Source organism: Amycolatopsis xylanica (genome assembly GCF_900107045.1).
In the GTDB taxonomy this organism is placed as follows: domain Bacteria; phylum Actinomycetota; class Actinomycetes; order Mycobacteriales; family Pseudonocardiaceae; genus Amycolatopsis; species Amycolatopsis xylanica.
The window spans coordinates 44430-69036 of the sequence record NZ_FNON01000010.1 but is presented as its reverse complement, the minus strand read 5'-3'; the positions used below and the strand labels follow the sequence as shown (position 1 = coordinate 69036).

Here is a 24607-nt window from a genome sequence, read left to right as displayed (position 1 = left end):
GTGCTTGGCTCACCCCATGAAGATCAAGGAGAGGGTGCTGGGCCGCATCCTGCGATGGTGGGGTCCTCGTGGTGGGCTGGCGCAGTTCCACCAGCCGACCGGAGCGGTGGGGCATGTCGCCGGCTGGATCATGGGCCGACGCTCATCGAACGTGGCGCGCAACCGCTGGGCAGTGCGGCTTCTCGACGTCCAGCCGACCGACCGCGTCATCGAACTCGGCTGCGGTCCGGGCGTGGCCATCGCCGCTCTCGCCACCCGAGCGTCCCGGGGATTGGTCGTCGGCGTCGACCATTCGCAAGTCATGATCCGCCAGGCCCGCCACCGCAACAGGCCCGCCATCAGGACCGGACGAGTACACCTGGTGCACACTCCGGTCGAGAACCTGTCGATCAGCGAAGGGCCATTCGACGCCGCGCTGGCGGTCAACACGGTAGGCATGTGGCCCGAGCCGACCGCCCGGCTCCGCGAACTGGCCCGGCTGTTGCGGCCCGGTGGGCGCATCGCCCTGGTCTCCCAGCCCCGCTGTCCCGGTGCCACCGCGGCCACTTCGGCGGCGGCCGCCCAGGAGCTGGCAGGCCGGCTGACCGAGGCTGGGTTCGAACGCCTCCGCACCGAGATGCTCGACCTCGACCCGCCGGCGACGTGCGTCATCGGGTACGTGGCACCTGCCTGAGGCCGATAAAGAAGTGGCGCCGGGCGGGCGGGAGCTTGTAGCTTGCTCCCGTCCGTGACACCGCCCGAGGAGGTGAGACCCATGACCGCTGGATCGACGTGGGTGCTCCCCCTTGCTGTCACGGCAGGCGATTGACGTAGGTGTCGCCGGGAGCGCCGCCAGGCACTCCCGAAAGGCACCACCATGGATTTCGATGTCGTCATCGCCGGCTGCGGGCCCACCGGCGCGATGCTGGCCGCCGAACTGCGGCTGCACGAGGTGCGGGTTCTCGTTCTCGACAAGGAAACCGAACCCAAGTCGTTCGTCCGCATCGTCGGCCTGCATGCCCGCAGTCTCGAACTGATGGCCATGCGCGGCTTGCTGGACCGCTTGCTCGAACACGGCAGGCAGCGTCCGGCGGGCGGCATCTTCGCCGCCATCGACAAACCCGCTCCCCAGGACCTGGACACCGCGCACGCGTATCTGCTGGGCATCCCGCAGCCGGTCATCGAGCGCCTGCTGGAAGAACACGCGGCCGAGCTGGGCGCTCAGGTCCGGCGCGGTCACGCGGTCACCGGCTTCGAGCAGGACGACGCTGGCGTGACCGTCGAGCTGGACGATGGGCAACGGCTGCGTACGCGCTATCTCGTCGGCTGCGACGGCGGGCGCAGCAGGGTCCGCAAACTGCTCGGCGTCGGATTTCCCGGCGAGCCCTCACGGACCGACACGCTGATGGGCGAAATGGAAGTGAGCGCGCCGCAAGCGGAGATCGCCGCCAAGGTCGCCGAGGTCCAGGAGATCCACAAACCGTTCTGGCTCAGGCCTTTCGGCGGCGGAAGCTACAGCGTCGTCGTTCCGGCGAAAGGAGTCAGTACGGAACCGCCGACTCTCGCGGATTTCCAAGACCGGCTGCGCGCCCTCGCCGGAACCGATTTCGGCGTGCACTCGCCGCGCTGGCTGTCCCGTTTCGGGGACGCCACCCGGCTGGCCGAACGGTATCGGGTCGGACGGGTGCTGCTGGCGGGCGACGCCGCGCACATCCACCCGCCGACCGGCGGTCAAGGCCTCAACCTCGGCGTCCAGGACGCGGTCAACCTTGGCTGGAAACTGGCGGCACAAATCCGCGGGTGGGCTCCGGAAGGTCTGCTGGACACCTACCAGGCCGAACGTCATCCGGTCGCCGCGGACGTGCTCGACAACACCCGTGCCCAGATGGCTTTGCTGTCCACCGAACCGGGCGCGCAAGCGGTGCGCAGGCTGCTCACCGAGCTGATGGACTTCGACGAGGTGAACCGCCATCTGATCGCGAAGATCGCCGCGCTCGACCTCCGCTACGACTTCGGCGAAGGCCCCGACCTGCTCGGCCGCCGTCTTCGCGACATCGACGTGAAAACGGGCCGCCTCTACGACCTGCTGCGCCGTGGCCGCGGCCTGCTGCTCGACCGCACCGAACGCCTGACCACCGGCGGCTGGTCGGACCGGGTCGATCACCTCGCGGACCCCACCGCGGCGATCGACGTTCCGTGCCTCCTGCTCCGTCCCGACGGTCACGTCGCCTGGATCGGTGACACGCAGTCCGGACTGGACGACCATCTCGCGCGCTGGTTCGGCGAATGATTGACTTCCGCCGGAGGTGGTGGCGATGAGCGTGGCCGAGGTGATGGCCGAACTGGCCGATCTCGAGGACCCGAGAGCCCGCGCGGTCAACGAGAAGCACGGCGACGACCACGGCGTGAATCTCAGCAAGCTGCGCGCGGTCGCGAAACGGCTGAAAACCCAGCAGGACCTCGCGAAGGAGCTGTGGGCGACCGGTGACACCGCGGCGCGGCTGCTGGCGTTGCTGATCTGCCGTCCGAAGGCGTTCGAGCGCGACGAGCTGGACACGATGCTGCGCGAGGCACGCACACCCAAGGTGCATGACTGGCTCGTGAACTACGTCGTCAAGAAAAGCCCGCACGCCGAAGAGCTGCGCGTGGCCTGGTTCGCGGACGCGGATCCGGTGGTCGCGAGCGCGGGCTGGGCGTTGACGACCGAACGCGTCGCCAAGAAGCCGGAAGGTCTCGACCTCGCGGGCCTGCTCGACGTCATCGAGGCCGAGATGAAGGACGCGCCGGACCGGCTGCAGTGGGCGATGAACCATTGCCTGGCCCAGATCGGGATCGAGCACGCGGAGCTGCGCGCCCGCGCGCTCGAGATCGGCGAGCGGCTGCAGGTGCTCAAGGATTATCCGACGCCGCCGGGCTGCACTTCGCCGTTCGCGCCGATCTGGATCACCGAGATGGTGCGGCGCCAAGAGGTCACCGGATAGGGGGAACTCCCCGCCCCCTTCAACATATAGCGCACCCCGGGGCTTGCGGCAAGCCCCGGGGCATGTTCCACAATTGCCCGGTCCAAGGCTATGACCTGGGGAAACGGGGATTCGAAAAGTGCGTGTGCTGTTGTCGACATGGGGATCACGCGGGGACGTCGAGCCGCTGGCGGGGCTCGCGGTGGCGTTGCGGGGGCTGGGCGCCGAGGCCTCGGTGGCCGCGCCGCCCGACGACGATTTCGTCGAGCTGCTCGGGCGGGCCGGGGTCCCGCTGGTGCCGCTCGGGCCGTCGGTGAAGTCGGTGGTGTCCGGGGAGAAGCCGCCGACCGCGAAGGACGCGTTCTGGCTCGCGCCCGAGCTGGTCAGGGCGCGGTTCGAGGTGCTCGGCAAGGCGGCCGAGGGATGCGATCTGATGATGGGCTCCGGCCTGATGCCCGCGGGGGTGCGGGACGTGGCCGAACATCTGGGAATTCCTTACGTGTACGCGTGTTTCCAGATCTTCGGGCTGCCTTCGCGGCACTTCCGGCCGGGTCAGCGGCCAGGCACGCCGTCGTCCGAGGACGAGACGGACAGCGAAGTGCTGTGGAAGCAGGACGCCGAACGCGTCAACGGCCTGTACGGCGAGGCGCTCAACGCCGGGCGGGCGAAGCTCGGCATGCCGCCGGTGGACAACGTGCGTGATCACGTCTTCACCGACCGGCCGCTGCTGGCCGCCGATCCGACGTTGTGCCCGTCGGAGGGCATGACGAATTACGACGACCTTGTCCAAACCGGAGCGTGGCTGCTGCCCGACGAGCGGCCGCTCCCGGACGACCTGACCGCGTTCCTGGACGCGGGCGCTCCGCCGGTCTACGTCGGCTTCGGCAGCATGGCGGCGCACGCGCCGTCGGACATCGCGCGGGTGGCGACCGAGTCGATCCGCGCGCAGGGGCACCGGGTGCTGCTCGGCAGCGGCTGGGCCGGGCTGGGACTGGTCGACGACGCCGACGACTGCTTCGCCATCGGCGAGGTCAATCAGCAGGCGTTGTTCCGGCGGGTGGCCGCGGTCGTGCACCACGGCGGCGCGGGCACCACGACGACGGCCGCCGGGGCCGGTGCGCCGCAGGTGATCATGCCGCGCATCGCCGACCAGCCGTACTGGGCCTCCCGGGTCGCCGACCTGGGAATCGGGGTGGCGCATATGGACTCGACGGCGACCGTCGAGTCACTGACCGCCGCGCTCACTCAGGTACTCACCCCCGAAACGCGGGCGCGGGCGAGTGAAGTGGCGGGCATGATCCGGACGGACGGCGCGACCGTCGCCGCGAAGATGCTGCTCGAGCGCTAGGAAACGGGCTGCGGCTGTTTGGTGTGGTCGCGCCGGGGCAGCAGGACCGGCGTGATCAGGCAGAGCACGCCCGCGGCCGCGAGCGCGATCCGGGGGCTGGTGGCGGTGGCCAGCAGCCCCCACAGCGCGGTCAGCGCCGCGATGGTCGCGCTGGAGCTGATCGACCACGCCGAGAGCATCCGCGCGACGCGGCCCGTCTCGGTGCTGGCGAGGCGGTACGTGGTCATCACCGGGTTGAACAGGCTGATGCACAGGATCAAGCCCAGCTCGACGACCATCACGATCACCAGTCCCGGCAGTCCGGGCCGGATGAAGACCAGGCCGATCAGCCAGCACGCGCGCAGTGTCCCAGCGACGAGCAGGACCCGGTGCTGGCCGAATCGCGTGACGAGCTTGCGGGCCAGCCGCGAACCGATGAGCCCGCCGGCACAAGGCACCGCGAACGCGAGGCCGTACTGCCACGGCTCGAACCCGAGCTGGCCGAGCATGAGCACGGCGAGCAGCGGTTCGGTCGCCATGATCAGGCCGTTGACGAGCATCGTGTTGAGGAAAAGCTTGCGCAGCACCGGGTTTTCCAGGATGTAGCGCCACCCGTCGAGCAGGTCACTGGCGCGCGGCCTGGCCTTGTCCACGCGCTCGGGGCGCAGCTCGGTGCCACCGATCGCGCGGATGCCCAACGCCGACAGCAGGTAGCTGCACGCGTCGGCCAGCACGGTCGTGACCGGGCCGAACAGGCCGATCGCGGCTCCGCCGAGCGGTGGGCCGAGCGCGACGGAGCTCCAGGTCGTCGACTCGAACCGGGCATTAGCGACCAGCAGATCCTCTTGCGGCACAAGCGTTTTCAGGTAGGCGCCGCTCGCGGAGGTGAACGCGATCTTGGCGGCGGCCACGAGCACCGACACCACCAGCAGCTGCACGAAACTGAGCCACCCGAACGCGAACGCCAGGGGGATGCTCAGCAGCGCGGCGAACCGGATCAGGTCCATCGCGATCATCACCGGCCGCTTGCGCCGGAACTCCACCCACGGCCCGAGCGGGACGGCGAGCACCGCCCCGGCCGCCAGCCCGGCGGCCGACAGCACCGACACCGCGGCCGGTCCCACGTGCAGCACCATGATCGCCAGCACCGAAAACGCGCCGAAGCCCAGTCCGGACCCGTAGGAACTGACCGCGTACGCGGCCCAGAGCCAGCCGAACTTCCGCCCCAAAGATCGCCGCCCCATCGCATGATCCAAGCAGATCTACCCGGCCCCGGCGCGACTTTGCCAAAGTGGCAAACCGATTTGGCGGAATCGCAATCCCGCGCGCACTGTGGACGGTATGGATCAGGAATTCTGGGATGAGATGTACCGCGAGCGGCGCTGGAGCGGCCGCCCGAACGGCGCGCTGTGCGTCGAGGTCGAGGACATGAAGCCGGGCAAGGCGCTGGATCTCGGCTGCGGTGAGGGCGGCGACGCGATCTGGCTCGCGGGCAAGGGCTGGAAGGTGACCGCGATCGACATCTCCCCGGTGGCGCTCGCCCGTGCGGCCGAGGCGGCGGGCCCCGCCTCCGGGATCGACTGGCAGCAGACCGATCCGAGGGTCTCCCCGCCACCGAGCCGGAGCTTCGATCTCGTGTCCGCGCAGTACTTTCCCGTGCTGCACGAAGAAGACCACGCCACGCTGCGCGGTGTGCTCGACGCCGTCGCGCCTGGCGGCACGCTGCTCGTGGTCAGCCACCTCATCGAAGGCTCGCCGCCCGAAGGCTGGTCCGGTCCCGACCCGAGCGAGTTCTACCAGCCGTCCGAGATCGCGGAGCTGCTCGACGACGACTGGGTGATCGAGCGCCACGAGAACCGCGCGCGCGTCGACGTCCCGCACGACAACCCGCATCACGCCGACATCGTGCTGCGGGCCCGCCGCCTACGCTGAGAGCCGGGTCAGCCAGTCCCGTGCTTCGGCGGCCCGCCGGAGCACGGAGACATGCCCGTCGCCGGGCGAAGACCAGAATTCCGCCGAGGGACACCGTTTCGCGAGCCACGCGCTGTGCGAGTGGGGCACCACCCGGTCGTCCTCACCGTGCACCAGCAGCACCGGAGCGGTGACCTCGGCGGGATCGAACCCCCACGCGCCCACGAACGCCAGATCGTCGTCGATCAGCGCACTGGTGCCCGCCGCGAGCGCGGGCCCGACCACCTCGCCGACCCACGCCCAGTCCCCCGCCAGCGCGGCATGGTCGGCCTCGGTGAACATCGCCGGGTCGTAGGCGCCTTCGGCCTCGAACCGCTCCTTCGCCGCGCGGCCCTCGACGGCAGCACGCAACCCGTCCGCGCCGGACGCGTTCATGCCCGCGTACCAATCGAGCCCCTCGGCGTCGAACGGCGCGAGCCCGGACAGGCTCACCACACCCACCACCCGGTCCGGCAGCAACGCCCCACACGCGAGCGCGTGCGGACCTCCACCCGAATGGCCCATCACGGCGAACCGCTCGATCCCGAACGCGTCGGCCACGGCGGCGACACACTCCGCCACCGACGCCACGTCCCGCTCGGGCACCGCGGTCGACCCGCCGTATCCGGGCCGGTCGAACGAGACCCAGCGGACTTCCTCGGTGAACAGCGGCCTCGGCGGGGCGCCGATGTTCGGCGTGCCGTGGTGCCAGAACACGGCCAACCCGTCCCCGCCGGTGTCGTAAGCGTGCAGTGCGCGGCCGTCCGGCAAGGTCAAGTCGGTCTCGATCACCCGGCCGAGCTTAGCTCCTTCGGCTCTTGACCTTGGACGGGAAATCCGCTGACGTTACGTTCGAGTATTTTCCCCTCAGCGCCGAGAGGACCACCCATGTCCGCACGCCTGTCCGCGGTACTCGCCGCCCTTCTGCTTCTAGCCGGGATCGCCACTCCGGCGACCGCGGCCACGCGCACGTACAGCGAGTACGTCGCGCTGGGCGATTCCTGGACGGCGGACGTCGTCCTCGTGCCACTGCCCACGACCGAGTACGTGCCGTTCGGCTGCGCGCAATCGGCGAGGGACTACCCCAAGCAGGTCGCCGCGGCGCTCGGCGTGCCGAAGTTCTTCGACGCCAGCTGCGGCGGCGCGACCACCGACGACTTCGCCAACCCGCAGAGCGGGCTCCCGCTGGGTGGCACCAACGCTCCGCAGTTCTCCCAGCTCACCGAGTCCACCGACCTGGTGACCGTCGGCATCGGCGGCAACGACGCCGGGCTCGCCGGCGCAGTCAGCGGCTGCATCAACCTGCTGCCCGCCCCGCTCGGCGTGCCCTGCAAGCCGAAGTGGGTCAGCGGCGGCGTCGACCGGATGTCGGAGAACATCAAGGCGGCCAAGCAAAAGGTGATCAACGCGGTCACCCAGATCAAGCAGCGCTCCCCGCACGCGCGGATCCTGCTCGTCGACTACCTGGCGGGCATCCCGCAGACGGGCGGCTGCTGGCCGTTCCAGCCGGTGCTGGACAGCGACATGGAATGGCTCGGCGCCAAGCTCCGTGAACTCAACGCGGCCGTCAAGAGCGCGGCGACGGCCACCGGCGTCGAGTTCGTCGACACGCACAGCCAGACCATCGGCCACGACGTGTGCACCAGCCCGCTCACCCGCTACGTCGAAGGCCTGCTCCCGATCTCGGCGAACGGCCTCGCCATCGCGGTCCCGTTCCACCCGAACTCGGCGGGCGGCGACGCGCAGACCCGCGTCGTGCTGTCGAAGATCCGCGGCTGACGTGAGAAACCCTCTGCTCTGGGGGCTCCCCGGAGCAGAGGGTTTCGTTTCGTTGTGTCTAGCAAGGCCTGATGGCCACCACGGGCGTCCAGTCCCAATAGCCGTTGGAATGGTGAGGCGGGGGCGTCACGTAACGCGTGCCGTCGGCGTTGTAGATCACCGCACGCACTCCGCCTGACTGATTGTTGTCCCACGACCCGATTCCAGACCATGGCATGGTCCAGACGCCGCAGTCGCGCATGGGAACCATCCTTCCCGTGTAGTGCGGCCCGGTCCAGACGCAGAAGTTCTCATATGGGCATGACTCCTGCGTCGAGGCGTTCGCGGCGCCGCCTGGCGCGGCCACCACCACCGAGAGCACCATCGCGAGCATGATCCCCAACTGACTGGCAAAACGTTTCATCTCTGACTCCCTCCTTGCGGTCGAAACCCAGGTCTAGCCCGGATGGCTTGTTCGGTGTCGGGACCTCGGTGCCGAACGCCGAAGTCCGAACAACCGGCCTCGCCAGGCTGCGCCGGTCGGGGACGACCGGAATACTGGGCGGCCATGGGCAGATTGCTGGAAGGCAAGACCGCGATCGTCTACGGCGCCGGCGGGCCGATCGGCGGCGCGGTGGCCACCGCCTTCGCCAGGGACGGCGCGCAGGTCTTCCTCGCCGGGCGGACCAAGTCCAAGCTGGACGCGCTGGCGCAGAAGATCGGCGCCGCCGTCACCGAGCTGGACGCGCTCGACCAGCTGGCGGTCACCACGTTCGTCGACTCCGTGGTCGCGCGGACAGGGCGGGTGGACATCTCGGTCAACGTCATCTCCTACGGCGACGTGCAGAAGCCGTTGGCCGAGCTCACCGTCGAGGAGTTCCTCCAGCCGATCACCACCGCCATGCGCACGCATTTCCTGACCACCAGCGCGGCCGCGCGGCACATGGTCGCGCAGGGGTCGGGGGTGGTGCTGGCGTTCGGCGGGTCGGGGCCGCAGACCGTGCCGGGCCTGGGCGGGTTCAAGGTCGCGCTGGACGCGCTCGAGGGGCTGCGGCGGCAGTTCGCGGCCGAGCTCGGGCCGCACGGGATCAGGGTGGTCACGCTGAAGACCGGCGGGGTACCGGAAAGCATCCCGGAGTCGTTCGGCGAGCGCGGCGAAATCGAAAGCATGATCCGCGGGTCGACGCTTTTGGGTAAGGCGGCTACTTTGGCCGATGTCGGGAATGTCGCGTCGTTCGTCGCTTCGGATCAGGCGCGGACGATGACCAGTTCCGCGGTCAACATCTCGTGCGGGGCGATCGTGGACATCTAGGGCTGATCGGGTATTCGTTCCCCTCGCTCAGTGTTCCCCTAACCGGAAATCGTTGGGCCGGTCAGGTGTTACCTTCCCGGACCGGTTGACCGTGCCCGGCGCGCCCATTTAGGAAATGGGAGGTTGTCCGTCCTTTGGGGAGGTAGGGAATGTCCGCTCTCAGACCCGTGCTCGCGACCGCGGGCGTGCTCGCCGGATTACTGGTGGCAGCGCCCGCATCGGCGGCGGCGCCGGTGATCCAGGTGGTCAGCCGCACGCAGGCGGCCGAGGGTAACGACAGTTCTTCGGATCCGGCCACGAGCGCGGACGGCCGGTATGTGGTTTTCGCGTCCTACGCGACCAACTTCATTCCGGGGAATACGAACGGAAGTCAAGGTATATACGTCAAGGACACCGTCTCCGGTGTTATATCCCATGCCTCGGCGGCGGCCAATGGCACGCAGGCCGACGCGGATTCCGAAGGCCCCAGCATCAGCGCGGACGGCCGGTACGTCGCATTTTCCTCACTCGCGGCGAACCTGGTGCCGGGCGACACCAACGGCGCGCGCGACATTTTCGTCAAAGACATCCGGACCGGCGCGATCGTCAAGGCCAGCACCGCGGCGAGCGATTTCGCGACGATCAGCGCGGACGGCAAGCACGTGAGCTTCCGGTCGGGGACGAACGCGTACGTCAAGAACCTCGACACCGGCGAACTCAAGCTCATCGTCGCCACCGCGCCCGCCACGCCGTACCCGCTCAGCGCCGACGGCCGGTTCGCCGTGTTCACGACCACCGGCGCGCTCGTCGCGGGCGACACGAACGGCAAGTCCGACGTCTACCTCAAGGATCTGCAGACCGGCACGCTGACCAGGATCAGCACCACCGCGACCGGCGGGCAAAGCACGGGTGGCGCCACGGCACCCGCGATCAGCGCCGACGGCCGGTTCGCCGCCTTCGAGTCGGCGGCCGCCGACCTGGTGCCCGCCGACACCAACGGCGCGTCCGACGTGTTCGTCAAGGACCTGGCGAAGGGCACGATCCGCATCGGCGCGGTGGCCGCCAACGGCGCCACGACGGAGCCGAAGCTCAGCGCCGACGGCCGCTACCTCGCGTTCGCGTCCAGCGCGACGAACCTGGTGCCCGGGGACACCAACGGCGTGAGCGACGTCTTCGTCAAGGATCTGAGCAAGGACACGGTCATCCGCACCAGCGTGGCGGCCGGCGGCGCGCAGGCCGACGAAGGCAGCGACAACGTCGACCTGAGCGGCAACGGCCGGGTGACCGTCTTCCGTTCGGAGGCGGCGAACCTGGTCCCGGCCGACGGCAACCACGTCGCCGACATCTTCTCGGCGCCGGCCTTGAAACCGGGCGCCGACCCGTACGCCGACGCGATCGCCGCGGGCACCACGGTCGGCCTGTCGAACGGCGCCAACGCGCTCGGCGCCCCGGACGGCAAGCTCGCCGGCGTCACCGGCCTGCTCGGCGGGCGGCTCGTGCTCGACATGGGCGAGGACGAGGAAGGCACCGGCGATCTGGCGGTCTACTACGGCGGGCTCAACCTCGGGTTGCTGACCTCGCTCGATTTCCTTGACGCGCAAGGAAAAACCGTCGGCTCCGGCCAGCTGAAGCTGATCGACCTCGGCGCGGGCACACACGTCGCCAAGGTGCCCCACAGCGGCGCGCCGTACCGCTACGTCCGCATCAACACGGGCCTGCTGCAGGTGTTCAGCCTCGACGCCGTCGAAGCCGCAGGTTAAGCGGGGTCGTGCGCGTTGCGGGCGGTTAGAACCGCCCGCAACGCGCACGAGCCTTTCAGCCCAGGTAGACCTCGAGGAGCTTGTGGAGGTGGGCGTCGGCGTCGTCGAGCGGGCGCGTCGACTTGGTGCTGCGGCTCTGGATGATCGCGCCTTCGATGGCGCTCACGATGAAGGTGGCCATCGAGGGCGCCGACGCCTCGTCCATGCCTGCTCCGGTCAGCGCGGCCGTGAGGCGGCGCTGCCATTCCTCGAAAACCGTGGCCGCGGCCGTCTGCTCGGCCAGCGCGGCGGCCACGACCGGGCAGCCGAAGCGGTAGTCGCTGGCGTCGAGGGTGCGTTTCCACCAGCGGACCAGGGTGGCGATCAGTGCGGATGGCGAGTCGGCCCGTGCCTCGATCAGGGCGCTCATCTGCTCGCCTGCCGAGAGCGTCGCGTGCTCGATCAGCTCGGTCTTGCCGCCGGGAAAGTGCTGGTAAATCGAGCCGCGCGCGGTTTTGCTGTGGGTGAGCAGCTCGGTGAGGCCGGTGCCGTGCACGCCGTGCTCACGGATGAGCGTGATGGCGCTTTCGATCAGGCGCTCGCGTGGTCCGGCGGTCATCCACATCTCCTCATGCTCTAGACCGGTCAGTCTAGATGTGCCATCGTACCCATAGACCGATCGATCTACGGGAGCACTCGTGAGCACAGCCAAGAGCGCCTGCATCCTCTGCGAATGCAACTGCGGCATCGAGGTCACGCTGGACGGACGCAGGCTGGCGAAGATCAGCGGCGACAAGGAGCACCCGGCGTCGGCGGGCTACACCTGCGAGAAGGCGCTGCGGCTCGATCGCTATCAGAACGGCCGCGACCGCCTGACCTCCCCGCTGCGCCGCCGCCCCGACGGGTCGTACGAGGAGATCGACTGGGACACGGCGATCACCGAGATCGCGCGGCGCCTCGAGGTCATCCGTGACGCGCACGGTGGCGACAAGATCTTCTTCTACGGCGGTGGCGGGCAGGGCAACCATCTCGGCACCACGTACAACCGCGCGTTCCAGGCCGCGGTCGGCGCGCGATACTACTCGAACGCGCTCGCGCAGGAGAAGACCGGCGAGATGTGGGTGGACGGGAAGCTCTACGGCGGCCACACGAAAGGCGACTTCGAGCACGCCGAAGTGGTCGTGTTCGTCGGGAAGAACCCGTGGCAGTCGCACAGTTTCCCGCGTGCCAGGCCGACTTTGCGCCAGATCTCGGCCGATCCGGGCCGCAGCATGGTCGTGATCGACCCCAAGCGCACCGAGACGGCCGACCTCGCCGACTTCCACCTCCAGGTCAAGCCGGGCACGGACGCCTGGTGTCTCGCCGCGATCCTCGGCGTGCTCGTGCAGGAAGACCTGGTCGACAAGGCGTTCCTGGCCGAGCACACCACCGGAGCGGACGCCGTGCTCGCCGAACTGTCCGATGTGGACGTTCCGGCGTTCGCGGACGCGTGCGGGGTGCCCGAGTCACAGCTCCGGGCGGCCGCGCGGCGCATCGGCGCGGCGTCGAGCGTGTGCACCTACGAGGATCTCGGCATCCAGCAGAGCATCCACAGCACGCTCTGCTCGTACTTGAACAAGCTCCAGTGGATCCTCACCGGCAACTTCGGCAAGCCGGGCGCGATGTACCTGCACTCGTCGTTCGTGCCGCTCGCCGGTTCGAACACCTCGGCCGCCGCCAAGCCGAGCCGCGTCACGCCGGTCACCGGCGCGCGGATCATCGCCGGGCTGGTGCCGTGCAACTCGATCGCCGAGGAGATCCTCACCGATCACCCGGACCGCTTCCGCGCGATGTGGCTCGACAGCGTCAACCCGGCGCACTCGCTGGCCGACTCGCCGACGTTCCGCCGCGCGCTCGACGCGCTGGACCTGGTCGTCGTCGTGGACGTCGCGTTCACCGAGACCGCGCGGCACGCCGACTACGTGCTGCCCGCGGCGAGCCAGTTCGAGAAGTGCGAGGCGACGTTCTTCAACGTCGAGTTCCCGCACAACGCCTTCCAGCTCCGCGCGCCGCTGTTCGACCCGCTGCCGGGAACCCTGCCCGAGCCGGAGATCTACGCCCGGCTCATGCGCGAACTCGGCACCGTCGCCGAAGCCACGCTCGACCGGCTGCGCGCGGCCGGGCGTGAGGACTTCGCCCAGGCGTTCTTCACCGAGGTCGCCGCCGACCCGCGCCTCATGGGCCTCGCGCCGTACGTGCTGTACGAAACGCTCGGCCCGGAGCTACCCGCGGGCATGTCCGGCGCGGCCTCGCTCTGGGGCGCCGCGCACCTCTGCGCCCAGGCGAACCCGGATTCCGTGCGACGCGCTGGCTTCACCGGCGACGGCCTCGAACCCGGTGAGAAGCTGTTCGAGGCCGTGCTCACCCGACGCTCCGGCGTGACCTTCACCGTCGACGAGTGGGAGCACGTCTGGAACTACGTGCGCCGCGAAGACCGCCGCTTCACCATCGCGCTGCCCGAACTCCTCGCGGAGCTGCGCGCGCTGAGCGGCGAGCACCCCGGCAAGACCAGCGCCGAGTTCCCGTTCGTGCTCTCGGCAGGCGAACGCCGCGCCTTCACCGCGAACACCATCTTCCGCGACCCCCGCTGGCGCCGCCGCGACACCGACGGCGCGCTGTTCATCAGCCCGGCCGACGCGGACCGCCTCGGCATCGCGACGGGTGACCACGTCACCCTCACCACCGCCCGCGGCAGCATCGACACCCCGGTCGCCGTCAACGACCGCATGCAGCAGGGGCACCTCTCCCTGCCGAACGGCATGGGCGTCGACTACCCGGCGGACGGCGCCGATCCCGTGCACGGCGCCAGGACCACGACCGGTGTCGCACCGAACGAGCTGACCGACCTCGACTGGCGCGATCCGTTCGCGGGCACTCCCTGGCACAAACACGTGCCTGCCAAGCTGGAGCCCGTGCGAAGGTGAGCCGACGAGCTTGGCCTCGTCCACGGCGGACACCGTGAACTTGGCCAGTTCGATCACCATGATCACCACGCTAGAACACCGCACCGACAGTTTTCAGTGAGCGCACGCGCGTACCTTGTCCCCCATGCCGCCACGCACAACCTACCGCCACGGTGACCTGCGGCGCGCGCTGCTGGAGGCGGGCACGGCGATGGCGCGCGAAGGCGGCCCCGAGGCGGTCGTCCTGCGCGAAGCCACTCGCCGCGCCGGCGTCGCACCCAACGCGGCATACCGGCATTTCGCCGACCGCCAGGCCCTGCTCGCGGCCGTCTGCGCGGTCGCGCAGACCCAGGTCGCCATCGCGATGGAGACCGAGCAGAGCACCCTCCCGCCTGCCGCCGACCACGCCGAGGCAGCCCGTGCCCGGCTGCGCGCGATCGGCGTCGGCTACCTCCGCTTCGCCCAGTCGGAGCCGGAGCTGTTCCGCACCGCCTTCTCGGTCCCGCTCGACATGACCGACGCCGCCGCGCCCAACCGCGCGGGCCCGAGTGGCCTGACCCCGTTCCAGCTGCTTTCGTCCGCGCTCGACGGCCTGGTCGAGGCCGGGGTGCTGTCCCGGGAACGCAGGCATGGCGCCGAATTCCTCGCGTGGTCCGCCGTGCACGGCCTGGCAACGCTGGAAACCCAAGGCCCGCTGCGCATGCTCGGTGACGAATTCCGAGAGGCGATCGGGCAGCGCGTTCTGGACATGATCGAGAACGGCCTGTAACCGGCTCAGGCGCGGTAGGCCTTCCACTGGTCCTTCATGCGGTCGATCTGCCCGTCGGAGAACCGGTTCAGGCAGGCGTCGTCGCTGTAGTCCATGTAGTTGTGGATCGGGTCCAGACCAGGCTTGTCGCAGGTGTCGCGCCCCTTGGGACAACCAGTGGCGGCGCTGCGCTCATAAGGCGTGTCGTCGACGTAGTCACCCGGAGCCTTGCAGCCGCCTTGGAAGGTGTGCAGCAGCCCCATCCAGTGGCCGACCTCGTGCGTCGCGGTCTTGCCGAGGTCGAACGGGGCGACGCCGCCCGGCAGCGTGTTGTACGCCAGCACCACGCCGTCCTTGCGTGGCCTGGCGGTGTACTCCCACGGGAACGTCGCCCAGCCGAGGATGCGGGACTCGGGTTTGGCCGTGTACAGGTTGAGCGCGCCGGCGCCGCCGCGGCGCAGTCCCTGCTTCATGGCCAGCTCGGTCGAGGAGTCCGGCTTGACGCCGAACCAGTCGGCGTCGTCGGTGCGGTCGACGCTCTTGAGGTCGAACTTGAAGCCGGTGCCGCCGAAGTCCTTGTTGAGCACGGCGATCTGCTTGCCGATGTCGGCGTCGGAGACCTTGCCGTCCGGGCCGTCGGTGATCACGTGGAAGTGGACCGGGATGGTCTCGGCGACCACGCGCGGCGCGGGCGAGAGGGCGAGCCTGGCGCGAAAGTCCAGCTCGGCGACCGCCGCTTCGACGGTGCCGACGTCGTTGAGGCCGCCGTCCCGGTTCCGCGCCGCGGCCGAGTCCGGCGGGGTGACGCAGCCGTCTTCGGCCGCGCCGCCCGCGCTGTTCGGTACCGCCAGGAACGTCAACGCCAGCGCGGAGATCGCGACGACATGTGCGGGCCTCATCCGGGCACTCCCCTTCCGGTTGCTCTGTGCAACCGGAAAGGTACTCAGGCAGAGTCCCCTGCGACCCTCTGAGCGGGACACGGCCACCCCACCGTGGACGGGTTTTCGCCCGTTCAGCCCCACCAGCGCCCGCGCATGCCGTCCCTCCTCCTCAAGTAGAGGCGGCGGTCTTACCCCCAGGAAGGCCGTCGCCGTGCACTACTGTGCAGGGCCGTTCGTGGGAAAATCTTGAACAGGCATTGAATGCGCAGCTAGATGCCGCTATGCACTCCTCGGGGAGGGAAGAGGCGCGGTGACAGCCCGGTTCGGTGTGCTCGGTGAGATCGAGATCCGCTTCGATGGCGTGCCCGTCGACGCCGGTCATGCCCGGCAACGGTCGGTGCTCGCCGCACTACTGTTCGACGCGAACCGGGTGGTGTCCGCGGACACCCTGGTCGACCGGGTCTGGGGCGAGCAGCCGCCGCATCGGGCGCGCGGCACGCTGTCGAGCTACCTCACCCGGCTCCGGCAGGCGCTGCCGTCCGACGTGTCGATCACCCGGCATTCCGGAGGCTACCTGCTGACGGTCGATCCCGCCGCCGTCGATCTGCACCGGGCGCGCACGCTGCTGCGCGACGCCCGCGCGGCAGGCACCGACGATCTCGCCGAGCCGCTGCTGCGCGAGGCGCTCGGCCTGTGGCGGGGTGAGCCGTTCGCGGGGCTCGACACGCCGTGGGTCAACGGCGTGCGCGACACGCTCGACAAGGAACGGCTGGCGGCCGAGCTCGACCTCACCGACATCCGGATGCGACGCGGCGAACACGCGTCGTTGCTGCCGGAGCTTTCGGCGCGGGCCGCCGAACGCCCGCTCGACGAGCGCGTCGCCGGGCAGTACCTGCTCGCGCTGTACCGCTGCGACCGGCAGGCCGACGCGCTCGACGGGTACGAGCGGCTCCGGCGGCGGCTGGCCACCGAGTTGGGCGCGGATCCGTGCCAGGCGCTGCGGACGCTGCACCAGCGGATGCTGCGTGCCGACCCGGCGCTCGCCCCGGCAACGCGGCGGATACCGATGCCGCGTCAGCTCCCGGCGCCGCCACATTCGTTCATCGGGCGGGCGCGGGAGCTGGCCGCGCTCGGCGAGCTGCTCGAGGTCTCGGGCGCGCTGCCGATCGCGGCCGTCAACGGCGCCGGCGGCACCGGCAAGACCTGGCTCGCCGTTCACTGGGCGCACCGGCATCTCGACCGGTTCCCCGACGGCCAGCTGTACGTGAACCTGCGCGGGTTCGACCCGTCCGGCTCGGCCGTGCCGCCATCCGCGGCCATCCGGGCGTTGCTCGACGCGCTCGGCGTCGACCCGTCGGCGATACCGTCCGGTGTGGACGCCCAGGCCGCGCTGTACCGGAGTGTGCTGGCGGACAAGCGGATGCTCGTGCTGCTCGACAACGCGCGCGACGCCGCGCAAGTGCTGCCGCTGCTGCCGGGCGGCTCGCGATGCACCGTGGTCGCGACCAGCCGCAACCAGCTGACCGGGCTCGTCACCACGCACGGCGCGCGTGATCTGACGCTCGGCGTGCTCGCCGAGGCCGAGTCGCGCGAGCTGCTCACCCGGCAGCTCGGCACGGCGCGGGTGGACGCGGAACCGCTGGCTGTCAACGCTTTCGTCCGGTACTGCGCGGGACTGCCGCTGGCGCTGAGCATCGTCGCGGCACGGGCCGGGCGCCATCCGGGCTTCCCGCTCGCCGCGCTGGCCGAAGAGCTCGAAGACCGCGCGACGCGGCTCGACGCGCTCGGCTCCGGCGACCTGAACGCCGACATCCGTGCGGTGTTCTCCTGGTCGTGGCACGCGCTCGGTGCCGACGCGCTGGCCGTTTTCCCTTTGCTGGGCACGTTTCCGGCGTCGGACATCACGCCGTTCGCGGTCGCGAGCCTCGCCGGGCTGCCGCTGAGCCGGGTGCGCGGGCTGTTGCGGGAACTCGAGGCCGCGAATCTCGTCCAGCAGCACTCGCCGGGCCGCTACCGCATGCACGACCTGCTGCGGCTGTACGGGTCCGAGCAGGCAACCGCCGAGGACGCGCAGGCGGCGCTGCGGCGGGTCACCGAGTTCTACCTGCACACGGCGCACGCGGCCGACCGGCTGCTCGACCCGCACCGGCCGAGCATCGAACTCGGCCCGCTCCCGCCGGGACGCGAGCCGCAGGCGCTGCCCGACCGGGCGGCCGCGCTGCGCTGGTTCGCCGAGGAGTACGCGAATCTCGGCGCGATGCACCGGCTGGCCGTCGAGTCCGGCTGGGACGAGACCGTCTGGCTGCTGTCGCGGAAGATGGAGGCTTACCGCTGGCTGCGCGGGCACGCCGACGACAGCCTGGTCGCCTGCCGGGACGCGGTCGCGGCGACAGGGCGTCTCGGTGACCGGCGCGCCGAGGGCTGGGCGCTGGTGATGCTCGGGCACGCGCTGACCCGGTCCGGGCATCTGGACGAGGCGATCGCCACGCTCCGGAAGTCACTGTCCGTGCTGGAGACCACGGGCGACACCCAGGGCATGGCCAACGCGCACATGGCCACGGGCGACACGCTCGGCCTGCGCGGCGAGCACCTGCCCGCGCTGCGGCACACCCGGCTCGCGACCCGGCTGTTCCGCGAGCTCGGCGACGTGGTCTGGGGCGCCGCCGCGCTGACGATGGCGGCGAAATGCTGCGCGCGGCTGGGCCGGACCGACGCGGCGCGCGCGTGCTCGGAGTACGCGTTGCCGCTGCTCAGGAAGCACGACAACCAGGAAGGCGAGAGCGCGGCGCTGCTCGTGCTCGGTGATGTCGCGCCGACGAGCGGCGAGGCGATCGGCTACTACGAGCGTGCGCTCGAGGTGCTGAGCGGGCTCGGCTACACCTTCTACCTGCCGGACATCCACGCCAAGCTCGGCGAAACGCACGCCGCCGCGGGCGACATCCCACGCGCGCGGGCCTCGTGGCAGGACGCGCTCGAGTTGTACGCGGCGCAATATCGGACGGCCGACGTCCGCCGGATGCAAGACCGCCTCCAAGGGTCGTGAGTGTTCCCGACGGTTAGAACCGTTCGGAACACTCACGAGGCTTGACAACTTTTGTCCTCCCTCGAATGGCCTATGGCCGCGCGGGATTCACTGGTCTATACCAATCAGAAGGCTTCTTTACTTGGCCGCTCCGCCGCCCCTGCACCGGAGGTCCTCGCATGTCCTTCTCCCGCAAGCTGACCGCGCTCGGTGGCCTGCTGGCCGTCGCGCTCGGCGTCGTCTCCCCCTCGGCCGAAGCCGCGCCGGGCTCACCGCTCCCCGTCGCCCCGTACGTCGACATGGGCGCTTGGCCGACTCCGCTTCTGTCCACAATGTCCGCTTCCGGCGGCGTCAAAGGCTTCACGCTCGGCTTCGTGACGTCCTGGGGTTGCAAGGCGAGCTGGTTCGGCGCCTACGACCCGCGAACCGCTTGGCAGGTCGACGAAATCGCGAAGATCAGGGCGGGCGGCGGTGACGTCAAGGTGTCGTTCGGCGGCGCGTCCGGCATCGAACTCGCGCAGGCCTGCAGCAGCGTCTCGACGCTGGCGGCGGAGTACGACGCGGTCGTCAAGGCGTACGGGCTGAAGTACATCGACCTCGACATCGAAGGCGCGGCGGTGGCCGACCCGACGTCGATCCAGCGTCGCTCGCAGGCACTGAAAATCGTGCAGCAGAACAACTCCGGGCTGAAGATCTCGCTCACCCTGCCGGTGCTGCCGAGCGGGCTCGACGCCAACGGGGTCGCGGCCGTCCAGGCGGCCAAGAACGCGGGCGTCGACCTGGACATGGTCAACGTGATGGCGATGGACTACTACCAGGGCCCCGGCGACCAGGGCGCGAAGGCGATCTCGGCGGCGAAGGCCACCCAGGCGCAGGTCAAGTCGATCTTCGGGCTGTCGGACGCGGCCGCGTGGAAGAAGGTCGGCGTGACGCCGATGCTCGGGGTGAACGACTCGCAGAACGAGATCTTCTACCAGAAGGACGCGCGGGCGCTGGTGGCGTTCGCCAAGACCGTCCACTTGGGAATGCTTTCGTTCTGGGAGGCGGGCCGCGACGCGAACGCCTGCACCGGCGCGCTCTACAAGTGCACCAACATCAGCCAGTCCAAGTACGAGTTCGCCAAGATCTTCGCCGCCTACACCGGCTAGCAAAACGGGATAAAGCGGGCTTTATCCCGGGTGCTTTCCCCGGGATAAAGCCCGCTTTATCCCGTTTTCAGGGGAGGTAGTACATGGGGTTGGGGAGCTTGACGGGGTGCTCGGCGAAGCCGCCGGTGAGGTCGCTGAACTGGTCGCCCAGGTTGAGCACGATCGTCGAGGTGCGCGAGATGTAGGCGCGGGTGCCGGACTTGTACTGGAGGGTGGTGCAGGTCAGGCCGCACGGGAGGTAGTCGGGCGCGGTCGTCTTGGGCTTGAAGAAGGCGCCCGCCGGGGCCGGGAAGCCCTCGTTCGCGAGGTTCTTCAGCGACTGCGGGCCCTGGAACTCGTTGCGGCCGGTCAGGAAGTAGACCTTCACGCCGTGCTGCGAGGCCCAGTTCGCCAGCTCCAACACCGGCTTGTTCGCGACGAACGTGCCGTTGTCGATGGCCTGCTGCTGCTTGACCGGGTCGAAGCCGAAGTCGTTGTCGGCCTCCCAGCCGTAGGTGACCTCGGAGGTGTCGTCGACGTCGAGCACGATCGCCGGGTTCTTGACGCCACGCGCCAGGCGGCGGGCGAGGTACTGCTTGGCGTCGTCGACCTGGCGCTTCGTGTCCTTCACGAAGGTGCTCGTGTCGGAGTAGTGGTGCTTGCCGGCGGCGTCGACCGTGTCACCGTAGTACGCCTTGACGTCCAGCTTGACCTGGCCGATGTTCGCGGGCTCGTGGCTGTGCGACCAGCCGCCGGTGGTGGCGATCGCGGTGGCACCGCCCGCGACCGTCGCGCCGACCGCCGCCGCGGCGGCCAGTTTGAGCAATCCCGACAAGCGGCTCATAACGTTCTCCCTACGTGCGTTGTGCGCGGCAGAGGAACGCTACCCCGGATCGGCCGATTCTGGTCAGCACCAAAGTCGCTTCTTCGCGGCCTTTCGGTTTCAGCTTGCGCCGCAACACGTCGGGGTCGACGTCGAGGCCGCGCACGAGGATCTCCAGCCTGCCGACTTCGTACTTCTTGAGCAGCGCGCGCAGGCTCTTTTCGCTGTACGGACCGTGTTCGAGTATCCGGAATGCCCGGATTCCGGTCGGCGGTTCGTCTCCGGTCAGGTACGCGATCCGGTCGTCGAGCTGCCAGAGGCCGTGCCGCGCCGCGTAGTGCCGGACGAGCCCGGCACGCACGACCGCGCCGTCGGGATCGATGAGCCATTCCCCCGGCTCGCGGCTGGGGATCTCGTCCGGTTCGGCGTCGGTGAGCGTCCACTGTGCACCGTCCGAACGCAACACGGTCGCGCGCCGCGAGACGGCCGAGTCGCCACGCCACAGGCACGCTTCCCGCACCTGGCCGTCCAGGGAGACGACCTCGACCTCGTCCGCCCACGGCGCGATGTCGAAGTCCAAGCCCGGCGCGCACTTCACCGACAGCTCGCGGCCGGGATAGGCGTCGACCAGCTCGTCGAGCGGCGGCAGGAAATCCGCCGGTTTCCACGCCCGCCTGCCCGCGGAGTCGCGGCGTGCCGGATCGGCGACGACCACGGTGTCCCTGCTGACCGGGCGCAGCGCGTCGGCACGCACCAGCCCCGGCGAAACCCCCGCCACGAAAGCATTGTGCCGAGCCATAGCGAGCCGCACTTCGTCCAAATCGGACCCAAGCGCGCGAGAAGCCACGCGGGCGATCTCGATCAGGTCGGCGCCTACGGAACACGTCACGTCATGCACGTCACGCCCGGCGAGCCGCGCCGCCCGATGCCGCGCGACCAAGGAAGCGCTCGCCTGCTGCAGCGCGTCCGAAGTGAACAGCCAGTCCACGGCGTCCAGTTTGGACACCGACTTCCGGCGCAGCACGGCCGTTTCCAGCACCGCGGCCGCATACCGCTCACCGACGAGCCGCCGCACGAAAGCGACGTCGCCGATCGGATCGGTCAGCGGCCGGGTGGCGCACTCGGCGAGTGCCGCCACCCCGGCTGCGGACTTCAGGAACCCGACATCGTCGAGTGAAAACGCATAAGCCACTTAGGACGGCCGCTTGGTCCCGGTGATCATCACGTTGTAGAACAGCTCACGCGGCAGCACCTTCGAGAGCAGCTTCTTGTCCAAAGCGGACAGCCGCAGCCACAGCCGGTACGCGAACAGCCGCCACCGCAGCGTCAGCTTCTCTTGCGGCACAGCGGCTTCGAAGGTCCGGATCGGCCAGCCCGCGAGCGCGGCCGCGAACTCCTCGGTCACCGCGCGCACGTCCTGGGCACCCGCGTCGCGGGCCTGACGCTCCAAAGTGGCCGGATCGAAGGTGTGGATGTCCACCACGGCCTCCAGCGCCGCCGCGCGCGAGGACTCGTCGAGCTCCTCCTGCGGACGCCGCCAGCCGCGCAGCACCGGCAGCTTCGTGACGTTGGTCGTCAGGAACCAGGTCAGCTGGCCGAGCTTGCGCGCGTAGGTGTCGCCGATCTTCGTCGGCTCACCGGCGAACACGAACCGCCCGCCCGGCTTGAGCACCCGCAGCACCTCGCGGAACGCCGCCGGGACGTCCGGGATATGGTGCAGCACGGCGTGCCCGACCACCAGGTCGAACGAGTCGTCCGGGTACGGGATGCGCTCGGCGTCGGCGACGCGGCCGTCGACGTCGAGGCCCAGCTTCTCGGCGTTGCGCAGCGCGACCTGCACCATGCCCGGCGAGAGGTCGGTGACCGACCCCTTCTTGATCACCCCGCCCTGCATGAGGTTCAGCAGGAAGAAGCCGGTGCCGCTGCCCAGTTCCATCGCGGTCGGGTACGGCTGGCCGTCGTCACCGGCGACGGCGTTGAACACGCCGGTCGCGTAGGAGATGCAGCGCTCGTCGTAGGAAATGGACCACTTCTCGTCGTAGGTCCCGGCTTCCCAGTCGTGGTAGAGCACGTTCGCCAGCTTGGGGTCGGCGAAGGCCGCCTTGACCTCTTCCTCGGTGGCGTGCGGGTTGGGTGCTGGATCGGTCAAAGCTACTTCCCCTCGAAAGTGGCCTTGCCTGGCCCGTTCTCGATGAACGACTTCATGCCGTTCGCCTGGTCCTCGGTCGCCCACAGCGCGGCGAACAGGGTCGCCTCCAGCTTGAGCCCGGTCGCGAGGTCGACGTCGAGCCCGCCGTCGATCGCGGCCTTGGCCGCCGCCAGCGCCACCGCGGGGCCGTTGACGAACTGCGAAGCCCACTTCAGCGCCGCCGCGTACACGTCGTCCGGCGCGACGACCTCGTCGACGATACCCAGCGAGAGCGCCTCGTCCGCCTTCACCCAGCGGCCGGTGAACACCAGGTCCTTGGCCTTGCTCGGGCCGATCAGCCGCGCGAGCCGCTGCGTGCCGCCCGCGCCGGGGATCACGCCGAGCTGGATCTCCGGCTGGCCGAGCTTGACGTTGTCGCCCGCGATCCGGCGGTCGGCAGCCAGCACCAGCTCCATGCCGCCGCCGAGCGCGTACCCGGTGATCGCCGCGACGACCGGCTTCGGGATGGCCGCGACCGCGGACACCGACGCGGTCAGCGCGGCGCCGAACTTCGCGATCTCGACGTACGACCTGGCGGCCATCTCCTTGATGTCCGCGCCACCGGCGAACGTCTTCTCGCCGCCGTAGAGGATCACGGCACGGATGTCGTCACGTGCCGCCGCCTCCCGCGCGGCGTCACCGAGCTCGGCCTGCAGCTGGTTGTTCAGCGCGTTGACCGGCGGCCGGCTCAGCCGGATCGTGCCGACGCCCGCCTCCACCTCGAGATTTACGAACTCTCCCACGCGCCATCCTCCTCATTGACCATGTGCCAGCAGGCTACCCGCCGGTAAGCAGACTACCGACGACGCGCGAAGTAGCGATCACCCGAACGCTGGAGCAGCAGATCCTGGTCGAACGTCTTCGACAGGTTCTCGCTGGTCACGACGTCTTCGATCAGCCCGGACACGACCGCGCGGCCCTCACGCAGCAGCAGCGCGTGGGTGAAGCCCGGCGGGATCTCCTCGACGTGGTGCGTCACCAGCACCATCGCGGGCGCCTCCGGGTCGAGCGCGAGCGCGGACAGCCGCGCGACCAGGTCCTCGCGGCCGCCGAGGTCGAGACCGGCGGCGGGCTCGTCGAGCAGCAGCATCTCGGGGTCGGTCATCAGCGAGCGGGCGATCAGCGCGCGCTTGCGCTCACCCTCGGACAGCGTGCCAAACGTGCGCTCCGCGAGATGGCCGATGCCCAGCGCCGCGAGCAGCTCGTCGGCGCGCTCGGTGTCGAGCGTGTCGTACACCTCACGCCAGCGGCCGAGCACCGCGTAACCCGCGCTGACCACGACGTCGCGCACCATCTCCTCACCGGGCACCCGGCCCGCGATGGCGGCCGAGGTGAACCCGATGCGCGGGCGCAGCTCGAAGATGTCGACGCGTCCCAGCTTCTCGCCGAGCAGGTGGACGCTGCCGGTGGTCGGGTGCAGCTCGGCCGCGGCGAGCCGGAGCAGGGTGGTCTTGCCCGCGCCGTTCGGCCCGAGCACCACCCAGCGCTCGTCGAGTTCGACGTTCCAGTCGAGATCGGCGAGAAGGTCGTTCTTACCGCGCCGGACGCCGACGGCGGCCATCTTCACCACGAGATCGTCAAGTTCGCTGGGCTGGATCGGCTCGCTCACGGGCCCATTGTGGCCGCAGACGCGCGCGGCGCTGCACCGGCATGCCAGTCGAGAAGAAATCGGCAGGTCGTAGGCGTCCACCACGTGGAACGGACGTTCGCGGGCTCAAGCGGAGTGTGGCAGGATCGAACCCGTGATCAAGTCCGGTGCGTGGAGGTTCCTCCCCTTCGTGGGGACCTTCTGGCGCGACCGCACGATCGATCTGGTCCTTGTCGCGTCGAGCTGTTGTACCGCCGCGCGACACGGCCGGTAACCACACTTTT

22 protein-coding genes are annotated in these 24607 nt (G+C 69.7%); 12 read left to right on the top strand and 10 right to left on the bottom strand.

Annotated features, from left to right (window positions below):
- The first annotated feature begins 16 nt into the window (after nucleotides 1-16).
- The 4 genes from BLV57_RS35410 (at nucleotide 17) to BLV57_RS35395 (ending at nucleotide 4287) form a co-directional block, all read left to right on the top strand.
- Nucleotides 17-673 carry a class I SAM-dependent methyltransferase gene (locus BLV57_RS35410; protein ID WP_091297021.1) on the top strand — a complete coding sequence of 219 codons (657 nt, stop codon included), beginning with the start codon at nucleotides 17-19 and terminating at the stop codon, nucleotides 671-673.
- A 183-nt stretch (nucleotides 674-856) separates the two neighbouring features.
- Complete coding sequence (rox, locus tag BLV57_RS35405) at nucleotides 857-2269, top strand: rifampin monooxygenase (RefSeq protein WP_091297019.1); 1413 nt, start codon at nucleotides 857-859, stop codon at nucleotides 2267-2269.
- A gap of 25 nt (nucleotides 2270-2294) precedes the next feature.
- Nucleotides 2295-2960 (top strand): DNA alkylation repair protein, encoded by a 666-nt coding sequence (locus BLV57_RS35400; RefSeq protein ID WP_091297541.1) that lies wholly within the window; start codon nucleotides 2295-2297, stop codon nucleotides 2958-2960.
- Nucleotides 2961-3078: 118 nt separating this feature from the next.
- Nucleotides 3079-4287 carry a glycosyltransferase gene (locus tag BLV57_RS35395; protein WP_091297017.1) on the top strand — a complete coding sequence of 403 codons (1209 nt, stop codon included), beginning with the start codon at nucleotides 3079-3081 and terminating at the stop codon, nucleotides 4285-4287.
- Here the strand turns inward: BLV57_RS35395 and BLV57_RS35390 are convergent.
- A complete protein-coding gene (locus BLV57_RS35390) occupies nucleotides 4284-5510 on the bottom strand; it encodes an MFS transporter (RefSeq protein ID WP_091297014.1) in 1227 nt (408 codons plus the stop codon). The two genes, BLV57_RS35395 and BLV57_RS35390, sit on opposite strands and share 4 nt — an antisense overlap.
- Nucleotides 5511-5607: 97 nt before the next feature.
- Between BLV57_RS35390 and BLV57_RS35385 the strand changes: the two genes are divergently transcribed.
- A complete protein-coding gene (locus BLV57_RS35385; RefSeq protein ID WP_091297011.1) occupies nucleotides 5608-6198 on the top strand; it encodes a class I SAM-dependent methyltransferase in 591 nt (196 codons plus the stop codon).
- Here the strand turns inward: BLV57_RS35385 and BLV57_RS35380 are convergent.
- Entirely contained in the window at nucleotides 6190-7008 is an 819-nt protein-coding gene (locus BLV57_RS35380) for an alpha/beta fold hydrolase (RefSeq protein ID WP_091297008.1), read from the bottom strand. The two genes, BLV57_RS35385 and BLV57_RS35380, sit on opposite strands and share 9 nt — an antisense overlap.
- A 96-nt stretch (nucleotides 7009-7104) precedes the next feature.
- Between BLV57_RS35380 and BLV57_RS35375 the strand changes: the two genes are divergently transcribed.
- Entirely contained in the window at nucleotides 7105-7995 is an 891-nt protein-coding gene (locus BLV57_RS35375) for an SGNH/GDSL hydrolase family protein (RefSeq protein ID WP_091297006.1), read from the top strand.
- 58 nt (nucleotides 7996-8053) lie between these two features.
- Here BLV57_RS35375 and BLV57_RS35370 read toward each other — a convergent pair whose 3' ends face one another.
- Nucleotides 8054-8398: a peptidase inhibitor family I36 protein gene (locus BLV57_RS35370; RefSeq protein WP_091297004.1), complete on the bottom strand. Its 345-nt coding sequence runs from the start codon at nucleotides 8396-8398 to the stop codon at nucleotides 8054-8056.
- 144 nt (nucleotides 8399-8542) lie between these two features.
- Here BLV57_RS35370 and BLV57_RS35365 point away from each other — a divergent pair, with 144 nt between their 5' ends.
- Together BLV57_RS35365 and BLV57_RS35360 are read left to right on the top strand one after the other, a co-directional pair.
- Nucleotides 8543-9286, top strand: a complete 744-nt coding sequence (locus tag BLV57_RS35365) for an SDR family NAD(P)-dependent oxidoreductase (RefSeq protein WP_091297002.1) — start codon at nucleotides 8543-8545, stop codon at nucleotides 9284-9286.
- A gap of 149 nt (nucleotides 9287-9435) precedes the next feature.
- Nucleotides 9436-11025, top strand: a complete 1590-nt coding sequence (locus BLV57_RS35360; protein ID WP_143047230.1) for a TolB family protein — start codon at nucleotides 9436-9438, stop codon at nucleotides 11023-11025.
- A 55-nt stretch (nucleotides 11026-11080) separates the two neighbouring features.
- Here BLV57_RS35360 and BLV57_RS35355 read toward each other — a convergent pair whose 3' ends face one another.
- Nucleotides 11081-11623, bottom strand: coding sequence for a TetR/AcrR family transcriptional regulator (locus tag BLV57_RS35355; protein ID WP_091297538.1), 543 nt, complete (start codon nucleotides 11621-11623; stop codon nucleotides 11081-11083).
- A 79-nt stretch (nucleotides 11624-11702) separates the two neighbouring features.
- On the opposite strand from BLV57_RS35355, the gene BLV57_RS35350 reads away from it, so the two are divergent.
- A complete protein-coding gene (locus BLV57_RS35350; protein ID WP_091296997.1) occupies nucleotides 11703-13967 on the top strand; it encodes a molybdopterin-dependent oxidoreductase in 2265 nt (754 codons plus the stop codon).
- A gap of 124 nt (nucleotides 13968-14091) precedes the next feature.
- Complete coding sequence (locus BLV57_RS35345; RefSeq protein WP_091296994.1) at nucleotides 14092-14715, top strand: TetR/AcrR family transcriptional regulator; 624 nt, start codon at nucleotides 14092-14094, stop codon at nucleotides 14713-14715.
- A 5-nt stretch (nucleotides 14716-14720) separates the two neighbouring features.
- Here the strand turns inward: BLV57_RS35345 and BLV57_RS35340 are convergent, their stop codons facing one another.
- Nucleotides 14721-15593, bottom strand: a complete 873-nt coding sequence (locus BLV57_RS35340) for a zinc metalloprotease (RefSeq protein ID WP_091296992.1) — start codon at nucleotides 15591-15593, stop codon at nucleotides 14721-14723.
- Between the two features lie 292 nt (nucleotides 15594-15885).
- Here BLV57_RS35340 and BLV57_RS35335 point away from each other — a divergent pair, with 292 nt between their 5' ends.
- Together BLV57_RS35335 and BLV57_RS35330 are read left to right on the top strand one after the other, a co-directional pair.
- Nucleotides 15886-18618, top strand: coding sequence for an AfsR/SARP family transcriptional regulator (locus BLV57_RS35335; RefSeq protein ID WP_091296989.1), 2733 nt, complete (start codon nucleotides 15886-15888; stop codon nucleotides 18616-18618).
- A 158-nt stretch (nucleotides 18619-18776) separates the two neighbouring features.
- On the top strand, nucleotides 18777-19745 hold the full coding sequence (locus tag BLV57_RS35330) for a chitinase (protein ID WP_091296986.1): 969 nt from the start codon (nucleotides 18777-18779) through the stop codon (nucleotides 19743-19745).
- A 67-nt stretch (nucleotides 19746-19812) separates the two neighbouring features.
- On the opposite strand, the gene BLV57_RS35325 is transcribed toward BLV57_RS35330, so the two are convergent.
- The 5 genes from BLV57_RS35325 to BLV57_RS35305 are packed head-to-tail and all read right to left on the bottom strand — an operon-like array spanning nucleotide 19813 to nucleotide 24344.
- Nucleotides 19813-20568: an HAD family acid phosphatase gene (locus tag BLV57_RS35325; protein ID WP_091296983.1), complete on the bottom strand. Its 756-nt coding sequence runs from the start codon at nucleotides 20566-20568 to the stop codon at nucleotides 19813-19815.
- Nucleotides 20569-20578: 10 nt separating this feature from the next.
- Complete coding sequence (locus tag BLV57_RS35320; protein WP_091296980.1) at nucleotides 20579-21739, bottom strand: class I SAM-dependent methyltransferase; 1161 nt, start codon at nucleotides 21737-21739, stop codon at nucleotides 20579-20581.
- Nucleotides 21740-22696 (bottom strand): class I SAM-dependent methyltransferase, encoded by a 957-nt coding sequence (locus BLV57_RS35315; RefSeq protein WP_091296977.1) that lies wholly within the window; start codon nucleotides 22694-22696, stop codon nucleotides 21740-21742.
- Nucleotides 22697-22698: 2 nt separating this feature from the next.
- Nucleotides 22699-23478: an enoyl-CoA hydratase/isomerase family protein gene (locus tag BLV57_RS35310; RefSeq protein WP_091296976.1), complete on the bottom strand. Its 780-nt coding sequence runs from the start codon at nucleotides 23476-23478 to the stop codon at nucleotides 22699-22701.
- Nucleotides 23479-23531: 53 nt separating this feature from the next.
- Nucleotides 23532-24344: an ABC transporter ATP-binding protein gene (locus tag BLV57_RS35305; protein ID WP_091296974.1), complete on the bottom strand. Its 813-nt coding sequence runs from the start codon at nucleotides 24342-24344 to the stop codon at nucleotides 23532-23534.
- Nucleotides 24345-24607: the final 263 nt, after the last annotated feature.

What these genes read in the sequence shown, in the direction of transcription:
- BLV57_RS35410 (WP_091297021.1), top strand. Translation starts at nt 17, where the DNA reads ATGAAGATCAAGGAGAGGGTGCTGGGCCGCATCCTGCGATGGTGGGGT.
- rox (WP_091297019.1), top strand. Translation starts at nt 857, where the DNA reads ATGGATTTCGATGTCGTCATCGCCGGCTGCGGGCCCACCGGCGCGATG.
- BLV57_RS35400 (WP_091297541.1), top strand. Translation starts at nt 2,295, where the DNA reads ATGAGCGTGGCCGAGGTGATGGCCGAACTGGCCGATCTCGAGGACCCG.
- BLV57_RS35390 (WP_091297014.1), bottom strand. Translation starts at nt 5,510, where the DNA reads ATGGGGCGGCGATCTTTGGGGCGGAAGTTCGGCTGGCTCTGGGCCGCG.
- BLV57_RS35385 (WP_091297011.1), top strand. Translation starts at nt 5,608, where the DNA reads ATGGATCAGGAATTCTGGGATGAGATGTACCGCGAGCGGCGCTGGAGC.
- BLV57_RS35375 (WP_091297006.1), top strand. Translation starts at nt 7,105, where the DNA reads ATGTCCGCACGCCTGTCCGCGGTACTCGCCGCCCTTCTGCTTCTAGCC.
- BLV57_RS35370 (WP_091297004.1), bottom strand. Translation starts at nt 8,398, where the DNA reads ATGAAACGTTTTGCCAGTCAGTTGGGGATCATGCTCGCGATGGTGCTC.
- BLV57_RS35365 (WP_091297002.1), top strand. Translation starts at nt 8,543, where the DNA reads ATGGGCAGATTGCTGGAAGGCAAGACCGCGATCGTCTACGGCGCCGGC.
- BLV57_RS35360 (WP_143047230.1), top strand. Translation starts at nt 9,436, where the DNA reads ATGTCCGCTCTCAGACCCGTGCTCGCGACCGCGGGCGTGCTCGCCGGA.
- BLV57_RS35355 (WP_091297538.1), bottom strand. Translation starts at nt 11,623, where the DNA reads ATGACCGCCGGACCACGCGAGCGCCTGATCGAAAGCGCCATCACGCTC.
- BLV57_RS35345 (WP_091296994.1), top strand. Translation starts at nt 14,092, where the DNA reads ATGCCGCCACGCACAACCTACCGCCACGGTGACCTGCGGCGCGCGCTG.
- BLV57_RS35340 (WP_091296992.1), bottom strand. Translation starts at nt 15,593, where the DNA reads ATGAGGCCCGCACATGTCGTCGCGATCTCCGCGCTGGCGTTGACGTTC.
- BLV57_RS35330 (WP_091296986.1), top strand. Translation starts at nt 18,777, where the DNA reads ATGTCCTTCTCCCGCAAGCTGACCGCGCTCGGTGGCCTGCTGGCCGTC.
- BLV57_RS35325 (WP_091296983.1), bottom strand. Translation starts at nt 20,568, where the DNA reads ATGAGCCGCTTGTCGGGATTGCTCAAACTGGCCGCCGCGGCGGCGGTC.